19 protein-coding genes are annotated in these 21,509 nt (G+C 36.9%); 15 read left to right on the top strand and 4 right to left on the bottom strand.

Annotated features, from left to right (window positions below; genetic code table 11):
* Positions 1–240: 240 nt before the first annotated feature.
* Positions 241–1,653 carry an NADP-dependent phosphogluconate dehydrogenase gene (gene gndA / locus AA0X95_RS24015; protein ID WP_413302480.1) on the top strand — a complete coding sequence of 471 codons (1,413 nt, stop codon included), beginning with the start codon at positions 241–243 and terminating at the stop codon, positions 1,651–1,653.
* A gap of 43 nt (positions 1,654–1,696) precedes the next feature.
* Here gndA and AA0X95_RS24010 read toward each other — a convergent pair whose 3' ends face one another.
* The 3 genes from AA0X95_RS24010 to AA0X95_RS24000 form a co-directional block, all read right to left on the bottom strand.
* Positions 1,697–1,978, bottom strand: coding sequence for a hypothetical protein (locus AA0X95_RS24010; protein ID WP_413302477.1), 282 nt, complete (start codon positions 1,976–1,978; stop codon positions 1,697–1,699).
* Between the two features lie 7 nt (positions 1,979–1,985).
* Entirely contained in the window at positions 1,986–3,266 is a 1,281-nt protein-coding gene (locus AA0X95_RS24005; protein ID WP_413302475.1) for an ArsB/NhaD family transporter, read from the bottom strand.
* Positions 3,267–3,435: 169 nt separating this feature from the next.
* Positions 3,436–4,551, bottom strand: coding sequence for a metallophosphoesterase (locus AA0X95_RS24000; protein WP_413310215.1), 1,116 nt, complete (start codon positions 4,549–4,551; stop codon positions 3,436–3,438).
* A gap of 248 nt (positions 4,552–4,799) precedes the next feature.
* Between AA0X95_RS24000 and AA0X95_RS23995 the strand changes: the two genes are divergently transcribed.
* Both AA0X95_RS23995 and AA0X95_RS23990 read left to right on the top strand, forming a co-directional pair.
* Complete coding sequence (locus AA0X95_RS23995) at positions 4,800–5,342, top strand: hypothetical protein (RefSeq protein WP_413302472.1); 543 nt, start codon at positions 4,800–4,802, stop codon at positions 5,340–5,342.
* A gap of 231 nt (positions 5,343–5,573) precedes the next feature.
* Positions 5,574–5,756, top strand: coding sequence for a cupin domain-containing protein (locus AA0X95_RS23990; protein WP_413302470.1), 183 nt, complete (start codon positions 5,574–5,576; stop codon positions 5,754–5,756).
* Between the two features lie 116 nt (positions 5,757–5,872).
* Here the strand turns inward: AA0X95_RS23990 and AA0X95_RS23985 are convergent, their stop codons facing one another.
* Complete coding sequence (locus tag AA0X95_RS23985; RefSeq protein WP_413302468.1) at positions 5,873–8,047, bottom strand: MMPL family transporter; 2,175 nt, start codon at positions 8,045–8,047, stop codon at positions 5,873–5,875.
* A 149-nt stretch (positions 8,048–8,196) separates the two neighbouring features.
* Between AA0X95_RS23985 and AA0X95_RS23980 the strand changes: the two genes are divergently transcribed.
* The 12 genes from AA0X95_RS23980 to AA0X95_RS23925 all read left to right on the top strand — a co-directional run bounded on the left by AA0X95_RS23980 (position 8,197) and on the right by AA0X95_RS23925 (position 21,499).
* Entirely contained in the window at positions 8,197–9,141 is a 945-nt protein-coding gene (locus AA0X95_RS23980; RefSeq protein ID WP_413302465.1) for a sugar-binding transcriptional regulator, read from the top strand.
* 182 nt (positions 9,142–9,323) lie between these two features.
* A complete protein-coding gene (gene deoC, locus AA0X95_RS23975; protein WP_413302463.1) occupies positions 9,324–9,998 on the top strand; it encodes a deoxyribose-phosphate aldolase in 675 nt (224 codons plus the stop codon).
* A 22-nt stretch (positions 9,999–10,020) separates the two neighbouring features.
* Complete coding sequence (locus tag AA0X95_RS23970) at positions 10,021–10,191, top strand: XapX domain-containing protein (RefSeq protein WP_413302460.1); 171 nt, start codon at positions 10,021–10,023, stop codon at positions 10,189–10,191.
* Between the two features lie 25 nt (positions 10,192–10,216).
* Complete coding sequence (locus AA0X95_RS23965) at positions 10,217–10,615, top strand: cytidine deaminase (protein WP_335547894.1); 399 nt, start codon at positions 10,217–10,219, stop codon at positions 10,613–10,615.
* A 124-nt stretch (positions 10,616–10,739) separates the two neighbouring features.
* Positions 10,740–11,252 (top strand): DUF3189 family protein, encoded by a 513-nt coding sequence (locus AA0X95_RS23960; protein WP_413310211.1) that lies wholly within the window; start codon positions 10,740–10,742, stop codon positions 11,250–11,252.
* 19 nt (positions 11,253–11,271) lie between these two features.
* Entirely contained in the window at positions 11,272–12,075 is an 804-nt protein-coding gene (gene proC / locus AA0X95_RS23955; RefSeq protein ID WP_413302455.1) for a pyrroline-5-carboxylate reductase, read from the top strand.
* Positions 12,076–12,293: 218 nt separating this feature from the next.
* Positions 12,294–13,913 carry a diguanylate cyclase gene (locus tag AA0X95_RS23950; RefSeq protein WP_413302452.1) on the top strand — a complete coding sequence of 540 codons (1,620 nt, stop codon included), beginning with the start codon at positions 12,294–12,296 and terminating at the stop codon, positions 13,911–13,913.
* A 1-nt stretch (position 13,914) separates the two neighbouring features.
* Positions 13,915–14,952, top strand: coding sequence for a HEAT repeat domain-containing protein (locus AA0X95_RS23945; protein WP_413302450.1), 1,038 nt, complete (start codon positions 13,915–13,917; stop codon positions 14,950–14,952).
* A gap of 2 nt (positions 14,953–14,954) precedes the next feature.
* The gene (locus AA0X95_RS23940) at positions 14,955–16,364 is read left to right on the top strand and encodes a glycosyltransferase family 2 protein (RefSeq protein WP_413302447.1); all 1,410 of its coding nucleotides are present in this window, start codon (positions 14,955–14,957) and stop codon (positions 16,362–16,364) included.
* Positions 16,361–19,612: a hypothetical protein gene (locus tag AA0X95_RS23935; protein ID WP_413302444.1), complete on the top strand. Its 3,252-nt coding sequence runs from the start codon at positions 16,361–16,363 to the stop codon at positions 19,610–19,612. The genes AA0X95_RS23940 and AA0X95_RS23935 overlap by 4 nt, the downstream gene beginning before the upstream one ends.
* Positions 19,609–19,977, top strand: coding sequence for a response regulator transcription factor (locus tag AA0X95_RS23930; RefSeq protein ID WP_413302442.1), 369 nt, complete (start codon positions 19,609–19,611; stop codon positions 19,975–19,977). Before AA0X95_RS23935 ends, AA0X95_RS23930 begins: the two co-directional genes overlap by 4 nt.
* A complete protein-coding gene (locus AA0X95_RS23925; RefSeq protein WP_413302440.1) occupies positions 19,967–21,499 on the top strand; it encodes a sensor histidine kinase in 1,533 nt (510 codons plus the stop codon). Before AA0X95_RS23930 ends, AA0X95_RS23925 begins: the two co-directional genes overlap by 11 nt.
* The last annotated feature ends 10 nt before the right edge of the window (positions 21,500–21,509 follow it).

The following is a 21,509-nucleotide window of genomic DNA, read 5'->3' as shown; positions in this document are numbered from 1 at the left end:
GGGGAGACCCCGCAGGAGCGAAGCGACGAGGAGGCTCCCCGGCACGCCCGCGGAAAGCGAAGTGCCTGGAGCGGAGATCAACAGGTAATTTTGGAACAGAGCATTAGCAAATAGAAGAACGTATGGAGGCTGTTTCTTTTATATAAAAATTTAATAAGTGTTATACTTTTTAAAGAAAGCCAAACTATAGAGGGTAGAACTAAATTATTAAAATAGAACGAATAGAAAGAGGGCGTTAGAATGACAAAACAACAAATCGGAGTAATTGGTTTAGCAGTTATGGGAAAAAACCTTGCGTTAAATATTGAAAGTCGAGGATATTCTGTGGCTGTTTTTAATCGTTCCTATGATAAAACAGAAGCATTTTTAAAGAATGAAGCTGAAGGGAAAAATTTTGCTGGTGCTCACTCAGTTGAAGAATTTGTAAATTTGTTAGAGAAACCAAGGAAAATTTTATTAATGGTGAAAGCAGGAACAGCAACAGATGCAACCATTGATTCATTAAAACCATATTTAGAAGAAGGCGACATCCTCATTGATGGAGGAAATACATTCTTTCAAGATACAATCAGACGAAACAAAGAACTCGAGTCGGCTGGTTTCCATTTTATAGGGACAGGTGTTTCTGGGGGTGAAGAAGGGGCATTAAAAGGTCCGGCTATCATGCCAGGTGGAAAAAAAGAGGCATATGAACTAGTACAGCCAATCTTCGAAGCCATTTCAGCTAAAGTAGAAGGTGACCCTTGTTGTACATATATTGGACCAAATGGTGCGGGGCATTATGTAAAAATGGTACATAATGGAATCGAATATGGTGATATGCAATTAATTTCCGAGGCCTATTTTATTCTGAAGAATGTCCTTGGTTTAAGTGCAGAAGAACTTCACCAGGTTTTTGCTGATTGGAATAAAGGGGAATTGGATAGCTATTTAATAGAAATAACAGCAGATATTTTTACAAAGGTTGATGAAGAGACAGGGAAACCACTGGTTGATGTGATACTTGATACTGCTGGTCAAAAAGGAACTGGCAAATGGACAAGCCAAAATGCCTTAGATTTAGGGGTGCCACTGCCAATTATTACAGAATCGGTATTTGCTCGTTTTATTTCTGCAATGAAGGACGAGCGGGTAAAAGCAAGTAAAATTTTGAATGGACCTGGCGTTCGTCCATTTGAGGGTGACAAGGAGGAGCTAATTGAAGCAATCCGTAAAGCTTTGTATATGAGTAAAATTTGCTCCTATGCACAAGGCTTTGCACAAATGCGTGTAGCATCACAAGAATATGATTGGAATCTTCGCTATGGGGATATTGCCATGATTTTTAGAGGTGGCTGTATCATTCGAGCTCAGTTCCTTCAAAAGATTAAAGATGCATATGACCAGAATCCTGAACTAGCGAATCTTTTATTAGACCCTTACTTTAAAGAGATTGTTGAAAATTACCAGGGATCGTTGAGACAAGTGATTTCTTTAGCGATTGAACAAGGAATTCCTGTACCGTCCTTCGCCAGTGCCATTGCCTACTACGATAGTTATCGTACAGAGACCCTTCCAGCCAATCTGTTGCAGGCACAACGTGACTATTTTGGCGCACACACTTATCAACGTGTGGACAAGGAAGGAGTATTTCATACCAATTGGATGGAATAAAAAAAATGAAAGGCTGTCTCTCTTGAGAGACAGCCTTTCAATTCTAAACCCACTTAATCTCTTGCAATAATTCTTGTCTGAACAATTGGATTAAAAATTCATTATAAAAATCTGATCTTACGATGATTTGATAGTTGTTATTAGGGTGGATGTAATAATGAATATCTGTTAATACTTTATTATCTTCAAAGTATTCTCGTACTTGTTTAAGGCCTTTTTTTAACTGGCTGTCCAATAATGTGATTGTAAATTCAATATCGTCGCCATTAGCGTTTTCCTTTATATTGAGAAGCTGTGGATCATACTTATATTCTACTTTCATCATACGCCTCCTACATTAGATATCTTAAATAAACGTATACAGTAGCAATTACAATCGATAGAATCATTAACGGAAAGGAAATTAAAAGGAATTTCCCAAATGTAATGTGATGTCCTTCTTTTGCCGCAAGTCCGGCTACAATAACATTGGCACTTGCACCGATTAATGTTCCATTTCCCCCTAAACAAGCTCCTAGTGATAAGCTCCACCAAAGGGGTTCCAAATTATTTATTCCTAGTTCGCCCATATCTTTAATCATCGGAATCATTGTTGCGACAAACGGAATATTATCGATAAACGCTGACGCAATCGCACTAACCCATAAAATTAAGATCGAGGTAGAGGTTACATCTCCCCCAGTTAGATGAACGGAGTAATCTGCTAGTAATGAAATTACTCCTGTTTCAATTAACCCAGAAACGAGTACAAATAGACCAATAAAGAAGAAAATGGTTGTCCATTCAACCTTTGCAAAGGACTTGTCTAAATATTTCTCCCCTGTTAAAAGAAGTAATAGAAAAGCACCTGCTAAAGCAACAGTGGCTGATTCAATATGAAACAGCTGGTGCAGGAAAAATCCTAATATGGTTAAAGAAAGGGCAAGTAAGGACTTGATTAAAAGCGATTTGTCTGTGATTTCTTCCTTTTCGTCCAAGTCCATTAAACTGGCCTTCAATTCGGCAGATGTCCGAAGCTGTTTCCGATAAATTAACGCTAAAATAGCAATATTTACAAATAAGATAAAAAATGAAATCGCTGTAAGATTATCGATAAAGGCCATGAACGTTAATTCTTTAACTGCGCTTCCTAACATGATATTAGGAGGATCCCCGATAAGAGTCGACGTTCCTCCAATATTGGAAGCAATGATTTCTGTAATTAAAAAAGGTATCGGGTTAACCCGTAATTGTCTAGTAATACTAAAAGTCACTGGTACCATTAAAAGGACGGTAGTTACGTTATCTAGAAAGGCTGATCCCAAGGCAGTAATAATGCCAAGTGCAAGTAGTATCTTTAATGGATCCCCTTTCACTTTTTTTGCCGCCCAAATGGCTATGTATTTAAAAAGACCTGTCTCGGAGGTAATAGCGACAATAATCATCATTCCTGTAAGTAGTCCGAGAGTATTAAAATCAATATGGTGCAGGGCCTTTTCTTGACCGACAATTCCGAGTAAAACCATCATGATACCGCCGGCCATGGCAATGATTGTTCGGTGGATTTTTTCTGTGACTATGAAGGCGTAAGTGATAAGAAATACGCCAATTGCGATAATTGCTTGTGTTGACATGATCGACCTCTTCTCCCAAATTTTTTATCCATTGGTGAAAAAAATACAAAAGGAGCCCGTATTTGACAGACTCCACCTAAAATTCACCGAATATATTATTACCTTTATTTTATTAAAGTATACTATGAAAGTAAAGGGACGATTTGTCTAAAAATTGCGTTAAAGACTTTTATAGCCCTAACTTTTTAATGAAATCTACTGTTTCCTGATGTTCTGGTTTCATCAAATGATATAAACCCTTATCAATTGGGACAAGAGATTTCCCCGATTCATCAGCAATAGGGACAGTTTTAGACTCTCCATCAATCACACCCCATTTGCCTGCTACTTTCTTTAATTTTAGGTCAATAATCCCAAGTCGGTTACCAAATGCACCTGCCATGACAACAGGTTTTCCATTAATTGTTCCTGTTTCCATGTTAGTGTTGTGGAGTTGTTTATATACAGGACCAGGGAACACACTATGTGAATGGCCCGCTAAAACGGCATCGATACCAGGTATTTTTGTTAAATAGTAGACGGCATCTTCTGATTCAGGATCATAGGGTTCATTGCTGATACCTGTGTGTGCAAGGGCAATTATGATATCGGCTCCCTTTGTTTTCATGATAGGGACATACTCCTTAGCAGAATCAACAATAGGTTTTGCGAATACTTTTCCTTCTAGGTTTGCCTTATCCCACTTCATAATTTGTGTGGGCATGAACGAAACAACCCCAATCTTTAGTTCATGCTTTACTCCATTTTGATCCACTACATTTCTTTTTAATATTACATAAGGAGTAAAGTAAGGAGTATTTTTTTTAACTGAATAAACATTGGCATTTATGACAGGCATCTTTGTCCCTTTTAAGGCGGCGTTTAAAAATTTTAGTCCATAATTAAATTCATGGTTTCCGATAGCTATGGCATCATATTTAAGGTAATTAAAGGCACGATAAACTGGGTGTGTCTTTCCTCTGTTAATTCCTCTAATTCTTGCAAGGTACTCGCCGAGGGGATTTCCTTTTAAATGATCACCGTTATCAAATAATAAGGAATTATCAGCTTCTTTCCTTGCTTTACGGATGAGAGTGGCAGTTTTAACGAGTCCAATCCGATTGTCCACTTTTGTTTGGTAATAGTCATAATTGAGAAGTGAAGCATGCAGGTCAGTGGTTTCGAGGATTCTCAACCGGACAATATCTTGATTGGTTGGAATGGCTTCAGCTGCGTGAGTAAGTGAGGAACTAGTAAGCATAAATAGTGAAAGTGAAAATAGAAGCATAGTAGTGAATCTATTCATTTGTACCAATACTACCTCCTTCAAATGTCTGTTTTTATTAAACATAGTATTTGCCTTCTTTTAAGAAATATGAGATTTATTATTGCTGTGCCTTTTGTGGCTCTTTATGACAATAATGTGAAGTGTGACATTGGTCAAAGCAAAGAAGAAAAAAGGTACCTTATAATGAGAAGTGAAGGTGTTGAAAAATTTTCCAAAGTTATATTTTCGGAAACGCTTACAACTTAAAGGTAGGTGGGACTCTTTAAATGAACCCTAACACAAGAATAACCATTATCTCTGGCCATTTTGGCAGCAGGAAAACAGAGATTGCTATCAATTTAGCCTTAACTGAGAGGCGGATCCATGAAAGGGTGGCTATTAATGATTTAGATATCATAAATCCATATTATCGCTCCCGGGATATTGCACCTATTTTTCAGGCACATGGCATTGAATTGATTTCGCCCAAGAGTCACTTGACCACATCCGACCTGCCAATCGTTTCAGGTGAAATGTACCGTGTATTGCATGACTATAGATACAGGTTAATTGTAGACGCAGGTGGAGATAAGGACGGTGCTACTGCATTGGGGCAATATTATCACGAATGGAAGGACTTAAACCCGGAACTTCTCTTTGTTCTAAATGGGAATCGTCTATATGTCAGCAAGTTAGATGGAGCATTGTATACGGTTGAACAGATAGAAAAGGTGAAGAAAGTCCTATCAGCTGATAAACATCATTTAATAGAAATTAATGAGCAGGCATTGAAAAAGGGTGCATCTCTTGTGGAGGTCAATATTTCTTAAAACGAGAATCAGTCGTTCTAAACGGCTGATTTTTTGTTATGGCTCTGTTAAACTTGCCTGTTGATTTCCGCTCCAGGCACGAGCGGTTCGTGGGTGTTTCGGCGAGCCTCCTCGGCGCTTGCGCCTGCGGGGTCTCCCCTGAACCATACTCCCACAGGAGTCTTCGTGCCTTCCGCTCCAATCAACAGGGTGTAAAACTCAACACTGTTCTCTAACACAGCCTTTGTTAGAGTGATCTATAAAAAAGGTGAAACCACAGCGTTTGTCTTAAACTTCCTGCCTGGCCAACAGCTCCCTATTCATAAGCATCCAGGTACGGAGGTATACATTTTTGTTGTAACAGGAACGGGAACAATCGTCATTGATGGGAAAGATTCTGAAGTGACCGTGGCAGACTTGATCCATGTAAAGTGAAGAAGAAATGTCCTTCAACAATAACGGCAAAGAGCCAGTAAGCTTGTATGTTGTATTAAGCAAATATCCTAACGAAAATTACGCTAAAAATATTTAAAAATGGCCAGCCTACATTACTAGGCTGGCTTTTTCCTTTTCTTTTCCTGTTTATTATTTTTTAACCCAAAAAACCACCAATTCCAATCCCCTAATAACTTCATTAAGGCAGGAACTAACACCATCCTGACAATTGTAGCATCAATAAAAATGGCGATAGCTATTCCTACTCCCAATTGTTTCACAGGCATAACACCAGTAAATGCAAACGCTCCTGTTACAACAATCATGATAGCTGCTGCAGAAGTAATAATCTTACTTGTGTAGGTCAACCCTGAAATGGTTGCCTCATTATTGTCACCTGTCTTTAAGTAAAACTCCTGAATTCTTGAGATTAAAAAAACTTCATAATCCATGGAAAGACCGAAAACAAGTGTGAAAACAAATACGGGTAATATTAAGGCAATTTCCACAGGAGCTACTCCCAAATGTCCAAGCTGGAAAATCCACACGAGAATTCCAAACGTACAACCAAGACTTAATATATTCATTAGTATTGCTTTGATTGGTATAAGGAGCGAACGGAACGCGGCCATTAGAATAAAGAATGTTGAAACAACAATTAATAGTAATCCATAGGGAGCTTTTTGAAATATTTCAGAGAATATTTCCTCCTCAAATTTAATTGGACCACCAAATGAGGCTTGCATTCCTAAATCCTTGTTGGACCAGTTACGTACCCATTGCCGTGCTTTTGCTGAATGCTCACCTGTCTTTAAGTACACTTCTAACAGCATTTTATTATCCCTTATAAAATAATCTACGATTGGTGCTACTTTTCTTTGATCCCCATGGGTAAGAAACTGCTGAAGTTGAACATAATCCGAAACACCAGTGACTGAAAAAGGTGAATCTACTGCATTGACAAGAGGATCCTTTTCTAATTTTTGTATCACGTGGCTCACAGTTTCTAAATTGTGAGTTTTAAGAATGTTTTCTTTTGACTCAAGCACCAGCATCACTTTTTTCTCATCCCGTTTTTCTTCTGCAATGAAATGTTCTTTAAAGGTTTCCAAAGCTACCCTTGAAGGGTATTTTGGCGGAAGGGATTCTGTCCCCGGAATGGCTAATATCATTTGTTTCACTGGAATCAGTCCAATTAATAGAATAACAAGTGCTGAACCTGTCATAAGAAACGGTCGTTTCATGACAAATTTTGCAAAGCTATGCCAAATGCTTCTTTTGTGGTTGGCTACCCGCAGTATGCTTAATTTATTTATATTCTTTCCTAAAATGGCCAGTAGGGCAGGAAGGAAGGTTAACGCGCAAAAAGCAGAAATAAATACGACTGTCATGCCGCCAAGGGCAACATTCTGAAAAATATCAATCTTTATAAACCAAAGGCCAGACAATCCAATGAACACACATAAGCCTGAAAAGATAATGGACCTGCCAGCTGTAACAACTGTAATCTTTATAGCCTCTTGAACGGGTTTAGTTTCTACTTCTTCCTTGTATCGGTTGATGAACAACAAAGCGAAATCAATACTCAAGGCTAGTCCAATCATAGGAACAATATTTAATATAAAAATGGATAAATCTTCAGTATAACTAAAAAAAAAGACCGCACCCATAGTGGTTAAGATGGAGACAATCCCGATGATAATCGGTAGTGAAGCAGCAACGAGACCACCAAAAGCAAGGATCAGCACGAGCAAGGCAATAGGAAGTCCAATCATTTCAGCTTTTTCTAAGTCCTCTTGGCTCGCCACATTCAGGTCCTGAACAATAATGGGTTCTCCAGTCATTGTTACCTTTACGCCCTTTTCATTGTGGAGAATGCCTTTTAGTTGATGAATCTCATTTCCAAGATTTTCTGCCTTTTTGTTAAACGTTAGAAGACCGTAGGCAACATTTTCTTTTATCATCCCAACTCCTTCTAAGGGAGATGTCTTCTGCGAAGCAGCTGTAAAGTCATTTAAATGTGTATAAGTGTCTTGGATGAATGCTTGAAAGCTTACTTTGCTGACTGTTTGTTCCTTTTCAAAAACAAGGATGATGGAGGATTTAGCTTGTCCGAAATCTCTTTCAAGCAGTTTTCTTGTTTCACTATATTCACCTTTATATTCAAATCCATTTCCGCTTAAAACAGAGGGCAACTTAGAGGCGAAAATGCCAAAAAAGACGATGGTTAAAGTCCATCCTAATAGGACCCACTTTCTATAGGCATATAGAAGTCCTCCTAATTTTTCCATGGGTTAACCTCCTTTTATCATACTATTTCCTACTTTAGTCGTTATCATTTCGCGATAAAATGTTCAAACGGAGTTTTACAAATGTAAAGTAATAGTGAACTTACTCCTATTTTTTGTTACAATAAAGAAAATATTTAACTATTTAGGTGATGAAGGTGGATAAAGAAAAGATAGGTAAGGTCATTGAAGCAGCTAAATTATACTATTTATTGGATTATAATCAGAATGAAATTGCTAAAATACTGGGCGTATCCCGTCCTACTGTCTCTAGATTACTACAACAAGCGAAAAGTGATGGGATTGTTCAAATTAATATAATGGATCCTACTGAGGATGTTGAAAATTTAGGCACGCAATTAGAGAAGCGATTTAATTTAAAAAAGGCTGTTGTAGCCTCCATTCCTCAATATGATGATCATATTATAAAAAATTATCTGGGTGAAATAGCAGCTGGGTATCTTGATGAAATAGTCAAGGATGATGACATAATCGGGGTCACTTGGGGAACAACTATCTATCATGTAGCTACAGAACTGAAACAGAAGTTTGTAAAAAATGTAAAAGTAGTTCAATTAAAAGGTGGAGTAAGCTACGCTGAAACAAATACGTATGCTTCTGAAATTCTATATCTATTTGGGAAGGCCTATAATACAGCACCCCACAATCTTCCGTTACCAGCTATTGTAGACCATGTAGTTGTTAAACAAGCAATGGAAGCAGACCGCCATATTCGAAAGATTCTTGAACTAGGAAAGCAATCGAATATTGCCTTATTTACAATGGGTCCCATAAAAACAGATTCATTACTATTCCAACTGGGCTATTTCACAGAGAGCGACTTGGAATCACTGTATGGAAAGGCAGTCGGAGATATTTGTTCTCGTTTCTTTGATAAGAATGGGGAAATCTGTAATGAAAGCTTAAATGAAAGAACGCTTGGAGTTAATCTTGATGAGTTAAGGAAGAAGGAGTATTCCATTCTTGTTTCTGGGGGACCAAATAAAATAGATGGAATATACGGGGCATTAAAAGGAAAATATGCAAATGTTCTCATTACGGATCAATTTACAGCAAAATTCCTACTCGATAAGTAAATGTGAAAAAACTGCCAATAGAGGCAGTTTTTTTTTTGTTGTCGGTCGAGAATTTGAACATTTCTTTACATTTGTTCATAAAAGTATTTACAAATGTTCACGGACTTGTTATAGTTACATTGTGATAAAAAACTATTAATCTTTTATATAAATTTCATTAAAAAGATATGGGGGATTTTAAAATGACACAAAATGTCGTAAGAATGATTGATCATACATTATTAAAAGCAGATGCAACAAAGGAAGAGATTGTTACATTAGTAGAAGAAGCAAAAGAATATTTATTTGCATCCGTTTGTGTAAACCCTACATGGGTTCGTACAGCTGCAGAATTGCTTGCAGACACTCCAGAAGTAAAAGTATGTACTGTAATTGGTTTCCCACTAGGAGCATCTACTCCAGAAACAAAAGCATTTGAAACAACAAATGCAATTGAAAATGGGGCAAATGAAATTGATATGGTTATCAACATTGCTGCGCTTAAAGATCAACAAGATGAATTGGTTGAGAGAGATATTCGTGCGGTTGTTGAAGCAGCAAAAGGGAAAGCTATAGTTAAGGTCATCATTGAAGCATGCCTGTTAACAAAAGAAGAAAAGGTACGAGCATGTGAGCTATCTGTTAAAGCCGGAGCAGATTTTGTGAAGACATCTACAGGATTTTCAACTGGTGGAGCAACAGTGGAAGATATCCGTCTTATGAGAGAAACAGTAGGCCCAGAAATCGGTGTAAAGGCATCTGGTGGTGTCCGCAGTCGTGAAGATGCGTTGGCAATGGTGGAAGCAGGAGCAACTCGAATTGGAGCAAGTTCTGGTGTGTCAATCAGTAAAGGTGAGCTTTCTTATAGTAATTACTAATATATAATGTGAGGGTACCGAGATGAAAGAAGTCATTATGGCATTAATTGCTGGTTTAATTGTTGGTATGCTATTTAAGTTTTTAAAATTACCTTTACCTGCACCTCCTGTGTTTTCAGCTGTAGTTGGGGTATTCGGTGTGTATTTTGGTGGTATTGTTCTTGACTGGATTACAAAGTTAATTCAACATTAAAATTCCCTGGCGGAGAGTGAATAGGATGGTAAAACTAGAACTTATCCAAGAAGCGAATAAAGCAAGAGAGTTTGCTTATGTGCCATATTCAAATTTCAAAGTTGGTGCAGCCTTATTAGCAAAAGATGGTCAGGTTTTTCATGGCTGTAACATCGAGAATGCAGCTTACAGCATGACCAATTGTGCTGAACGTACAGCATTGTTTAAAGCTTACTCAGAGGGTGTTACCCAATTTGATTCACTAGTAGTTGTTGCAGATACCGAGGGACCAGTTTCTCCTTGTGGGGCTTGCCGTCAAGTGATTTCTGAGCTATGTGACCCTGAAATGGAAGTCGTTCTTACGAATTTAAGAGGCGATGTCCAAAAAATTCAAGTAAGAGACCTACTTCCAGGTGCGTTTTCTCCAAAAGATTTACAAAAGTAAAATAATGACAAAAGAGGGGTTAATCGATAGATTAGCTTCTCTTTTTTTGTTTTTGTCGTCCGTCCCGCATTGAGTATGAAAAAAATAAACATACTATTATGTAATATAATTAAGGGATGATATGATGATTTATATTTATAATGATTATGGCGGGACACATACGACTTCATTGGCTGCGGCCTATCACTTAAAGCAGTTACCTCAATCTGAACGAAAACTAACAACGGAAGAAATTTTAAATGTAAAATATTTTAATAAATTAACAAAGGAGGATTTTGGAAAGCTTATTTTCCACGGAGTTGATGAGGAAGGCCACTCCGTTTATTCGATAGGACGGAAAAGAAATAAATATGTTGTTCCCGCAATGAAGGCTATTAGTTTATTATTACAAGAGAAATTTAAATTTGATGAGAAAATTATATTTTCCAATACATCACCAACCGTTCCCTTTGCTATGTCAATGGGAGGCTTTTTTTCTAGAGGTATACATATTGATTTTATTGGCGTTCCATTATTAGTGAGAGGTGCCAAACAGTGTTGTGACAATATTTATCGGTTAGTAGAAAATACAAAAGAAATTGGTAGGACCAATTTTTCAGAGAAAGTTATTATATTGGAAAATGAAATGTATAAGTAGAAGATAGGTGCTGAGTGAAATGAATAAAAACATAGGATTTATCGGAGCGGGGAAAATGGCGCAAGCAATGATGGAAGGGTTAGTCACTTCAAATGTAATTGCTAAACGAAACATAATGGCTAGTGCTGTGTCTGAAAAAACCATTAAACAAGTGGAAAATAAATATGGGATCCTCACATCCCTAGATAATAAAGAGGTAGCAAGATTTTCAGATATACTGATCTTAGCAGTTAAACCAGAAATTCATGAATTGGTTATTTCTGAAATTAAAGAGGAAATCCAGAAAGATGCTATTATTGTAACGATTGCAGCAGGCATTACACTTTCAGATATAAAACAATGGTTTGGTTATCGAGTAAAAGCCGTTCGGACAATGCCGAATACCCCATCTCTAGTGGGAGAAGGAATGAGTGCCTTATGTCCAAATGATGTCCTTAACGAGGAAGAAATCAGAGAAGTGGAAAGGTTATTTCACTGTTTTGGTAAAAGTGAGCGCCTCGAGGAAAAACTAATGGATGCCATTCCTGCTATAAGTGGATCATCGCCAGCGTACGTATATATGTTCATAGAAGCATTGGCTGATGGAGGTGTTAGACAGGGAATACCAAGGGATAAGGCCTATCGTCTCGCAGCTCAGGCCGTTCTTGGCGCAGCTAAAATGGTTCTAGATACAGGTAAACATCCTGGAGAATTGAAAGATAATGTATGTACTCCAGGTGGGGCAACAATCGAAGCCGTTGCAGCACTCGAAAGAGAACAATTTCGAGGAGCTATCCTCACTGCAATGGAGAGTTGTACAAATAAGATTCGTAATCTAAAGTAAGAAAACATCAAGTACCCATGTAAATGGGTCTTTTTTTATCTATAAACGAAAAAATCGACAAAATTCTTCCTTAATTGTCATTTTTTTCGTTTTTTTGTAGGTATTCGTTGTATCATTAATCAAAAAATTATAAACTCAATATACACAAGGAACAAAGATATTGGGAATAATAGTTGAACACGAATAGAACTATTTATGGATTGTAGGGTGTAGAGGATATGGATTTTACAAAATATAAGAATTTACTTTTTCAAAAGATAAAGAGTCAAATTTCCATGTGGTTTGAAGTAAAGGAAGAATCACATATTTCCAATTCAGAGGTATATCGATTTCTACATTCGGTCCATGGAAGTTCAGGAACCCTTCAACTGGGAGGGCTTCACCAACTTTCAGGGAGACTAATTGAACAAATAGAAGAAACAGATCATAAACAATGGGAAAAAGAGGAGTTAATGAATTTTCTTGGTGATTTAATTAATCTTTCCTATGAATTTGAAAACTTCTATGAAATAGGACAAAACAAAGAAATTCGTCACGAAGACCATCTCCCTCTAATCCAAATTATTGATGATGATGTTTCTATGCTTATCTTGTTAAAGGATACGTTTGAGGAAAAAGGCTGGATGGTTGCAGCAAACACCACTCCAGAGAAGGCAATAGCTCATTACTATGATTTAAATCCTGATTGTGTAATTATTGACATAAATTTAGCTGACGTCAGTGGGTTTCAAGTCCTCCATGATTTGAATGAGCATAACAAGCAGAAATTTGTTCCTAAAATTATGATCAGTCTTTTAAATGACCGGGAAACAAGATTGAAGGCCTACAAGATGGAGGCAGATGACTTTATTGAAAAACCAATTGATTTAGAGGAATTAACCGTCCGGGTAGAACGGCTTCTAACACGAAAGAAATTGTACGACCAATCCGTGATGTTAGATGAGCTTACGAAACTTTACAATCGGAAATTTCTAAATGATGTTTTTAACAGGAATATGAAGGAGTTAATTCGGAATAAACAACTATTTAGTATGACCATCATAGACCTTGACCATTTTAAACAGATCAATGATTCATTCGGCCATCTCACAGGGGATTATGTTCTTTCCACATTTGCTGACTTTTTAAGGGAGCATACAAGAAGTTCGGATATTGTATTTAGATATGGAGGAGAAGAGTTTATCATCCTTTTTCAAGACACTGCTCAAAATGATGCTGTTGAGATTGTTACCCGTCTATTAAAAAAGTTTAGTATGATCAATTTTGAAAAAAATGGATCAATGTTTACCGTTACTTTTTCCGCTGGAGTATTTACCATTCATAATCCAGAAATTCTGCTAGAAGAGGCCTTAAAAATAGCGGATCAAGCTTTATATCAAGCGAAGAAAAATGGTAGAGCAAGAGTTGAAGTGATTAATCAATCATCAATCGAACTTTCGAAAAAAACATTGTATGTTTCGATTATTGATGATGACGCCATCATACGAACGATGTTGTTACGAATCCTTAAGGTTATGGATTTTGAGCATTTTGAATTAGACCTAGAAGCATTCGAAGATGGAATTCAATTTTTTGAATCGAAACGGATTGAAGAATCAGGGGAGCACTTTTTAATCTTAGACGGTGTGATGCCTGTAATGGACGGGATAGAAATACTTCAAAAGGTGAAAAGACAAAAAAAGGATAAGAAATTGCATGTCTTAATGTTAACTGGAAGAAAAAGTGAGTCCGATATTGAGAGAGCACTAAAGCTTGGTGCCGATGACTATGTAACCAAGCCATTCAGTATAAAAGAACTACAAGCAAGAATACAGCGGCTTATCAAAAGGATGAAATAGGATGCAAAATCTTGAATTGTTTTTCCTTTCAATCTTAATGTTCTCCATCTTTGGCATGTTGTTCATTTTGTTAGGATACTTAACTATTCGAAAAGCAGTTGATATAAAGAGAAGGGAGAGGATTAGTCATTACAAAGAACAATATAATCCTCTCCTTTTTAGTATGTTAACAGAAGGAAGTTATGCGAGGGGACTTACTCCAGAAACAGCACTGCAGCAAAAGGCGATAGAGGAGCTGCTTAGCAGGTATTCTACGGTACTTGAAGGGGAAGAGGAAAAATCGCGTTTGTCTGAACTCGCTTCATTATATTTAACGGAATATTATAGAAGACAACTGAAAAGCAAAAGATGGAGTACACGGATGAATACGCTATATCATATTGAGGATTTTCAAATGAGTCATCTTCGAGAAGACGTATCAAGATTATTAAGTAGGAAACGAATTTCTCGTGAGGAACTTGTCCATGTGTTAAGAATTCTTGCCAAGTTTCACTCCATGCAGATATTTGAATTCCTTACAAAGGAGTATGACCATTTATCTGAATATGATTACCGAAATATTTTAATTCGTACGGAACCTAGACAATTCGATCAATTTATTCTCCATTTTCATAAAAGCAGTATATCCCTACAGAAGGCTATTCTTGATATCATTTCCCTGAAAAGAGATATGATGTATCTCTCTTTTTTAGAGAGGATTTTTAAAAGCTATACAGGGGAAATTAAACTCAGGGCATTAAAGGCATTGGCGGAAATCGGCTATGTAAAAGACGTTGAGCCGTACTTAGAACTTTTATACTCCAATAAGTGGGAAGAAAGAATGGTAGCAGCCAAATTAATAGGTTCTTTAAAGGAAGAAAGAGGAATCCAAAGATTAATTGAGTTGTTGCATGATCAATCCTGGTGGGTCCGTTCTCAAGCTGGACAAGCAATTGATCAATTTACTGATGGAAAAGAAATATTGCGTTCCGTCTTAGAAACATCGAATGATGTTTTCGCGAAAGATATGGCCTGGGAATGGCTTCATAAAGGAGTATAACCATGATTTTTCATTGGGGAGATATTGTAGCGGTTTTTGCTTGGTTTATAGCCGTTTATATGGTAATCGTTATTGTTTTTTACACAGCCATTTTGGTTATTTCTTTATTTCAACTAAGGAAGGAATACCAGCTGGACAGAGTACAGGCCTACGAAGATTATATGGATGAATTTTATACGAAGCCCGTATCCATTATAGTCCCGGCTTATAATGAACAGGCAGGGATTATCCAGAGCGTTCGGTCTTTATTAAGTGTTAATTATCCAACCTATGAAATCATTGTTGTAAATGACGGGTCTACCGATCACACACTTGAAAAGATGATTGAGCATTATGAAATGAAGGAAATAAAAAAAGTCATTAGAAAACAAGTGGACTCGAAACCGATTAAAAGAATATACCAATCTGATATCCTTTCGAATCTTTTTCTTGTTGATAAGGAAAACGGAGGAAAGGCAGATGCCTTAAACGTAGGTTTGAATTTTTCTCATTATCCCTACTTTTGCTCACTAGATGGTGATTCTGTTTTGGAACAAGATGCCTTCTTAAAGGTTATGAAGCCTATTATTGATTCAAATGAAGAGGTCATTGCTTCAGGTGGAAGCGTGAGAATAGCAAATGGCTGCCAAATTCAAAATGGTCATATTCATAAAATTGGGCTATCTGACAAGCCTCTAGTGGTGATGCAAATCATTGAATATTTACGTGCATTTCTAATGGGCAGAATAGGTTTAAGTAGGCATAATCTTCTTTTAATCATTTCAGGTGCATTTGGTGTTTTTTCAAAGCATTGGGTGATTGCTGCGGGTGGGTACCGGGTGGATAATGTTGGTGAAGATATGGAATTAGTTGTACGAATGCATCGTCTTTTAAAGGAGAAAGGGCAAAAAAAGAAAATTGTATATGTCCCTGACCCTGTTTGTTGGACTGAGGTTCCAGAAGACTTTACCTATTTACGGAGACAGAGACGACGCTGGCACAGAGGGTTATTTGAGAGCCTATGGACACATAGAAAATTAACCTTTAATCCTAAATATGGTTCAATAGGGTTCCTAGCTTTTCCGTACTTTTGGATTGTTGAGTTTTTTGGGCCGATTGTGGAATTATCCGGCTATATTTTTATGATTTTATGTATATTCCTCGGGGGAATCTACATTGAATATTCTATTTTACTATTTCTTTTATCTTGTTTATACGGATCCATTTTTTCAATGGCTGCCGTTTTATTAGAAGAGTGGAGTTTAACAAAATACCCGAAAGTGTCAGATATAATCAAGCTTTTTCTATATTCTCTAACAGAGACGCTATGGTATCGGCCACTAACCGTACTTTGGAGATGTGAAGGAATATGGCAGATGGTGATAGGTGATAAAAGCTGGGGAGAAATGAAAAGAAAAGGTGTTTCAGAATGAAAAAACAAACGTATCTTATCATCTATACCATAGCATTGATCATTATTATAACTAGCCCCTTTTGGCTATGGAAGATTCAGCCCCCAAACAAGTTAAATGTACTAATTTTAGATAAAACAGTTCCCAACCAATCGTATCGGGAGCATAAGGGGTTAGTCTGGATTTTAAATAATGCGAAATACTTTAAAAACGGACTTCAACCGTATTCAAAGGCTACTGATTACAAAGGGTTCGAACCAAAAAAAGATCAGAAATATTCAATCTCCTCTTTACCGAAAAACTTAAACCCATATGATGTATTTTATTTAACCGACCAATATGGAGTATATGAGAAAGATTTTTTTGCTCAAAATCCTTCAGGTGAAAAATCAGAAAAAATCTATGGAGGATTAACATCAAGCGAAATCAATCAAATTGAAAGGGCACTATTAAGTTCTAAAGGTAAAACATTAATAGCAGAGTTTAATACATTTGCTAGTCCAACATCAGAGCAGGCTAAGGACAAAATCTCCAATTTATTAAACGTAGAATGGTCAGGATGGATTGGCCGTTATTTTTCAGAACTTAGCGGGTCAGAAGTTCCTGAATGGGTGAAAACACATTATAAAGAACAAAACAAGAAATGGACATTTAGTGGAGAAGGATTTGTTTTTGTAAGTAAAAGTAATTTTATTGTGGTTATTAGTAAAGAAGAGATTAAGGATGATGGTCTTCTCTTTAGTTTGACGAAAAATGGGAAAAAACATTTCACAAGTAATTTGAAAGGCACTTATCAGTATTGGTTTGATATTATAAGCCCGAAAAATCATACCGAAGTATTAGCCAATTACAGCCTTCCAGTAACAAAGGAAGCCAAAAAGCAGTTACAAGGTTACGGTATACCTTCCACGTTCCCTGCTGTCATTTATCACAAAAATGCTAGATATTCGTCTTATTATTTTTCCGGGGATTATGCTGATGAAGCAGAGGTTCCAGAAATTTATCAAACAAAGGGCTTTGATACTTGGAAAAGAACGATTGGGGCAAGGGATTCCTTCTACTGGAGAACCTATGTGCCATTGATGAAGGATATTCTTCAAAATGGCTTACATCAAGTTAGCACGCAAGAAAAAGTATCATTGGTTAAACAAGACGGAATAAGTTTTAATTCAAAAACAGGAGATTCCTATATTCAAATACAAAAAGATGGAAAATGGCAGGATTTCTTGATTAAAGGGGTCAATATGGGGATTGGTAAGCCAGGGTATTTCCCTGGGGAAACAGCCATTACAAAAGAGGAATACTTCCGCTGGTTTAAAGAAATAGGTGCGATGAATGCGAATGCAATCAGGGTGTATACCATCCATCCCCCTCAGTTTTATGAAGCCTTTTACGAATACAACCTGATGGCAAAAAAACCGCTGTATATCATGCATGGAACATGGGTGAATGAGGAAAGTCTGATTCGTACTCAAGATGCATTTGCAAACGAGAACGTTGAGGATGCAAGATTAGAAATTAAAAATATGATTGATATTATTCATGGAAACGCTGAATTGCCGTCCCGTCCAGGACATGCCTCGGGCGTTTATAAATATGATATTTCTAAATATGTACTTGGAATGATTATAGGAACCGAGTGGGACCCTTCCATGGTAACCAATACAAATGCAAAGCATGCTGCTATTGGACAATACAGTGGAAAATACTTCAAAACGGAAAAAGGCAATCCTTTTGAAATATGGCTTGCAGGGTTACTTGATTATTCTTCAGATTATGAGTCAAAGCACTATCAATGGCAGCACTCTCTTAGTTTTACCAACTGGGTAACGACAGACATGTTGAGTCATCCGAGTGAGCCGCTTGAGACAGAAGATATGGTTTCAATCAATCCCAATCATATTGTAGCAACGAATAATTTTCATGCAGGATTGTTTGCTTCCTATCATATTTATCCATATTATCCTGACTTTCTTAACTATGAACCGAAATATTTCAGCTATGTTGATTCAAGTGGGAAGAAAAGCAATTATGCAGGATATTTACATGAACTGCGTGAAGCCCATAACATGCCGGTATTAGTAGCAGAGTTCGGGGTGCCCTCCTCCAGAGGCTTAACACACAAGAATACAAATGGAATGAATCAAGGATTTCATTCAGAAGAAGACCAAGGAAAGATTGATCGCCAGTTATATCAGTCCATTGTAAGTGAAGGTTATGCGGGCGGTCTTGTCTTTACCTGGCAGGATGAGTGGTTTAAGCGAACGTGGAATACCATGGATTTTGATAATCCGGATCGCAGGCCTTACTGGGATAACCAACAAACCAATGAACAGCACTTTGGATTACTTGGCTTTGAACCTGGGAAGAAGGAAACAGAGATTATTGTTGATGGTGAAACCCATGATTGGGACTTAGCAGGTGTTAAACCTATTTATCATTCAAGCAACAGGGAGGACTCTTTAAGTGAAGTACGTATGACCACTAACAGTGGCTATGTTTATTTTCAATTAAAGTATAATCAGCCAGTGGACTTTCAACAGGATGGAATTTATTTGTTATTAGATACAATAGATAACCAAGGCCAGTCTACTATTTCGTTAACGAAGGATTCCAAGATCCATTCAGACTATGGAATTGATTTTTTAGTTAAAATTTTAGGACCTAATGATTCACGTGTAATGGTAGATAGCTATTATGACACATTCTACTTTAAGTATGCTGCACTTTTACATATGGTTCCAAAAGAGCCTTATGCTAACAAGAAGGAAAATGGCATCTTTCATCCTATTCGTTTGGCGTTAAACAAGAAGTTAACCATTCCCACAACGAATACGGTTATTCCATTTCAGAGTTATGAAACAGGTGTACTACGCTTTGGAAATGCTAACCCTACAAATAAAAAGTTTGATTCATTAACGGATGTTAGTATTAGTAGTAATAACAAAAATATTGAGTTGCGTATTCCTTGGCAGCTATTAAACTTTAAAGATCCAAGCTTAAGAGAAGTAATGGGGGATTTTTGGAAACAAGGGTTAACCGGTAGTGTAGAAACAAAAGGAATTAGAGCAGCCATTGTAACAACAAAAGAAGAGAAAATTCAACAAACATATCCGAAAGCAAATGGAAATCTTGTCCGTCAAAAAGATAGTTATTTGTATAGTTGGAAGCCATGGGATTCACCTCTCTATTTTGAACGGTTGAAGAAATCCTATCAAATCATGGCAGACACGTTCCTTAAGACAGACATAAAGGATGGTTTGAAGTGAAAAGAATCTTATTAGCTGAAGATGAAGAAATATTAAGAATGCTGATTATTGATACGTTCGAGGAAAAGGATTATCAAGTAGATGAAGCAGAAGATGGTCTAGAGGCTTTAGAATTCATTGAACGGAATTCATACGATCTAATTATATTGGATTATATGATGCCTTTTTTAACGGGTCTCGAAGTCATTCAGAAGATTAAGCCGGTGATTGAACATACCGATACAAAAATTTTGATGTTATCTGCAAAAAGTCAGCAATTCGAACAAGAGAAGGTGTTTGAAGCAGGCGCTGATTATTACATGACAAAACCATTTATCCCAAGTCAGCTTTTGCAAATGGTTGAGGAAATCTTTAATGAAAAGTAAAGTCTTTAAAAGAAGTTTAGTAAAAAGATTCGTCACACTCACAAGACTCTTTCTTGTTTGTTTTGTTATCGGTTCAACGCTATTATTGGCAACACAAAACTTTTTAAATAACTCCTATATTACAAAGCGTGATGAACTAAAAGCAAAACAGAAAATTGCAGTGGAAGTAAATGATTATTTTAATCAAGCATTATTCGATATTCGAGGGTATATTGCCTATGATAATCCAACTTTGAGAGATAATGCACTGGCACAAGAGCCTAAAATAAAGAGTCAGGTCATTGAACTAACTAAACATGCAACAACTAAGCAAGATCGACAACTACTTGCTACTATTCATGATTTTACACAATATTATTTTAAAGACACGCTTCCCAAAGTCATTCACGAATATGAAACGGGAAATAAAGAAGAAGTGGCAAACATAGCAAATAAACAAGGAACAGCGAGAGTTATTCAATTCAGACAGTTGATGACTGCTTATTTGCATGATATCGATCAAGAGAGTGAGACTCTCTATCAAAAACTAATAAGAATTAAAACATATATTCAAATTGGTTTTGTTTTATTTATATTTTTCATTCTGTTGTTATTGTTAAGGATTATTCGATTAATGTTAAAGCAGGTAGGACAGCCTTTAACCCAACTTACCTTTGCTGCAAATGATATTGCTGATGGAAAAGATGCGGTCATACCTACCTATTTGAATCGTGAGGATGAAATTGGTGCATTATCATATGCCTTTCAAAAAATGGTTGAAAAGGTTCAAGAAAATGAGCAGGTATTGATTGCAAGAAATAAGGAATTAGATTCACTTGTGAAAATGAAATCAGAATTGGTTAACACGGTTAGCCATGAATTACGTACCCCATTAGCAAGTATTCTAGGTTTTTCCGAATTAATGCTGCATCGTGAATTAAAACCAGAGAGGAAAGAAAAATATCTAAGCACTATTTTTAATGAGGCCAAGCGACTCACTGCCTTAATCAACGATTTCCTCGACCTGCAGCGTTTGGAGTCAGGTAAACAATCGTATGAGAAAAGATATATTGAAATCGTACCGCTCCTTGAGAATGTAATTGAGGTTCAGCAAATGACAACCACATACCATGATATTACGCTTGAAGCTTTTGTAGCCCATCCCGTCATACGGGGTGACCAGACAAAGATCATTCAAGTTTTTACTAATTTAATAAATAATGCTATCAAATATTCTCCAGAAGGCGGGAATATAAAAGTTCAAGTCTTTAAAAGTGATAGGAAATTAAAAATTGCCGTAAGGGATAACGGATTGGGCATTCCAGAAGATTCAATTGACCAGTTATTTTCAAAATTTTATCGCGTGGATAACTCGGATAGAAGGAAAATTGGGGGGACTGGTTTAGGTTTAGCCATCGCCCAAGAGATTGTACTTGCTCATGGTGGTGAAATAACTGTTCAATCCCAACTAGGAAAAGGAAGCACTTTTATTGTTGTATTCCCAAACTTCAAAAATAGACGGTCAAGTAGTAATTTGCAGTGAAAAGAGGCTG

Origin of the sequence: Neobacillus phoenicis, assembly GCF_047302305.1 — a bacterium.
Taxonomy (GTDB): domain Bacteria; phylum Bacillota; class Bacilli; order Bacillales; family Cytobacillaceae; genus Neobacillus.
Note: the sequence above shows the minus strand (reverse complement) of the source record. Positions and strands in the feature narration are given on the sequence as shown.

What these genes read in the sequence shown, in the direction of transcription:
- AA0X95_RS23995 (WP_413302472.1), top strand. Translation starts at nt 4,800, where the DNA reads ATGAACCCTAACACAAGAATAACCATTATCTCTGGCCATTTTGGCAGC.
- AA0X95_RS24000 (WP_413310215.1), bottom strand. Translation starts at nt 4,551, where the DNA reads ATGAATAGATTCACTACTATGCTTCTATTTTCACTTTCACTATTTATG.
- AA0X95_RS23980 (WP_413302465.1), top strand. Translation starts at nt 8,197, where the DNA reads ATGAAGGTGGATAAAGAAAAGATAGGTAAGGTCATTGAAGCAGCTAAA.
- AA0X95_RS23985 (WP_413302468.1), bottom strand. Translation starts at nt 8,047, where the DNA reads ATGGAAAAATTAGGAGGACTTCTATATGCCTATAGAAAGTGGGTCCTA.
- deoC (WP_413302463.1), top strand. Translation starts at nt 9,324, where the DNA reads ATGACACAAAATGTCGTAAGAATGATTGATCATACATTATTAAAAGCA.
- AA0X95_RS23945 (WP_413302450.1), top strand. Translation starts at nt 13,915, where the DNA reads ATGCAAAATCTTGAATTGTTTTTCCTTTCAATCTTAATGTTCTCCATC.
- AA0X95_RS23970 (WP_413302460.1), top strand. Translation starts at nt 10,021, where the DNA reads ATGAAAGAAGTCATTATGGCATTAATTGCTGGTTTAATTGTTGGTATG.
- AA0X95_RS23960 (WP_413310211.1), top strand. Translation starts at nt 10,740, where the DNA reads ATGATTTATATTTATAATGATTATGGCGGGACACATACGACTTCATTG.
- AA0X95_RS23950 (WP_413302452.1), top strand. Translation starts at nt 12,294, where the DNA reads ATGGATTTTACAAAATATAAGAATTTACTTTTTCAAAAGATAAAGAGT.
- AA0X95_RS23925 (WP_413302440.1), top strand. Translation starts at nt 19,967, where the DNA reads ATGAAAAGTAAAGTCTTTAAAAGAAGTTTAGTAAAAAGATTCGTCACA.
- AA0X95_RS23935 (WP_413302444.1), top strand. Translation starts at nt 16,361, where the DNA reads ATGAAAAAACAAACGTATCTTATCATCTATACCATAGCATTGATCATT.
- AA0X95_RS23940 (WP_413302447.1), top strand. Translation starts at nt 14,955, where the DNA reads ATGATTTTTCATTGGGGAGATATTGTAGCGGTTTTTGCTTGGTTTATA.
- proC (WP_413302455.1), top strand. Translation starts at nt 11,272, where the DNA reads ATGAATAAAAACATAGGATTTATCGGAGCGGGGAAAATGGCGCAAGCA.
- AA0X95_RS23965 (WP_335547894.1), top strand. Translation starts at nt 10,217, where the DNA reads ATGGTAAAACTAGAACTTATCCAAGAAGCGAATAAAGCAAGAGAGTTT.
- AA0X95_RS24005 (WP_413302475.1), bottom strand. Translation starts at nt 3,266, where the DNA reads ATGTCAACACAAGCAATTATCGCAATTGGCGTATTTCTTATCACTTAC.
- AA0X95_RS24010 (WP_413302477.1), bottom strand. Translation starts at nt 1,978, where the DNA reads ATGATGAAAGTAGAATATAAGTATGATCCACAGCTTCTCAATATAAAG.
- gndA (WP_413302480.1), top strand. Translation starts at nt 241, where the DNA reads ATGACAAAACAACAAATCGGAGTAATTGGTTTAGCAGTTATGGGAAAA.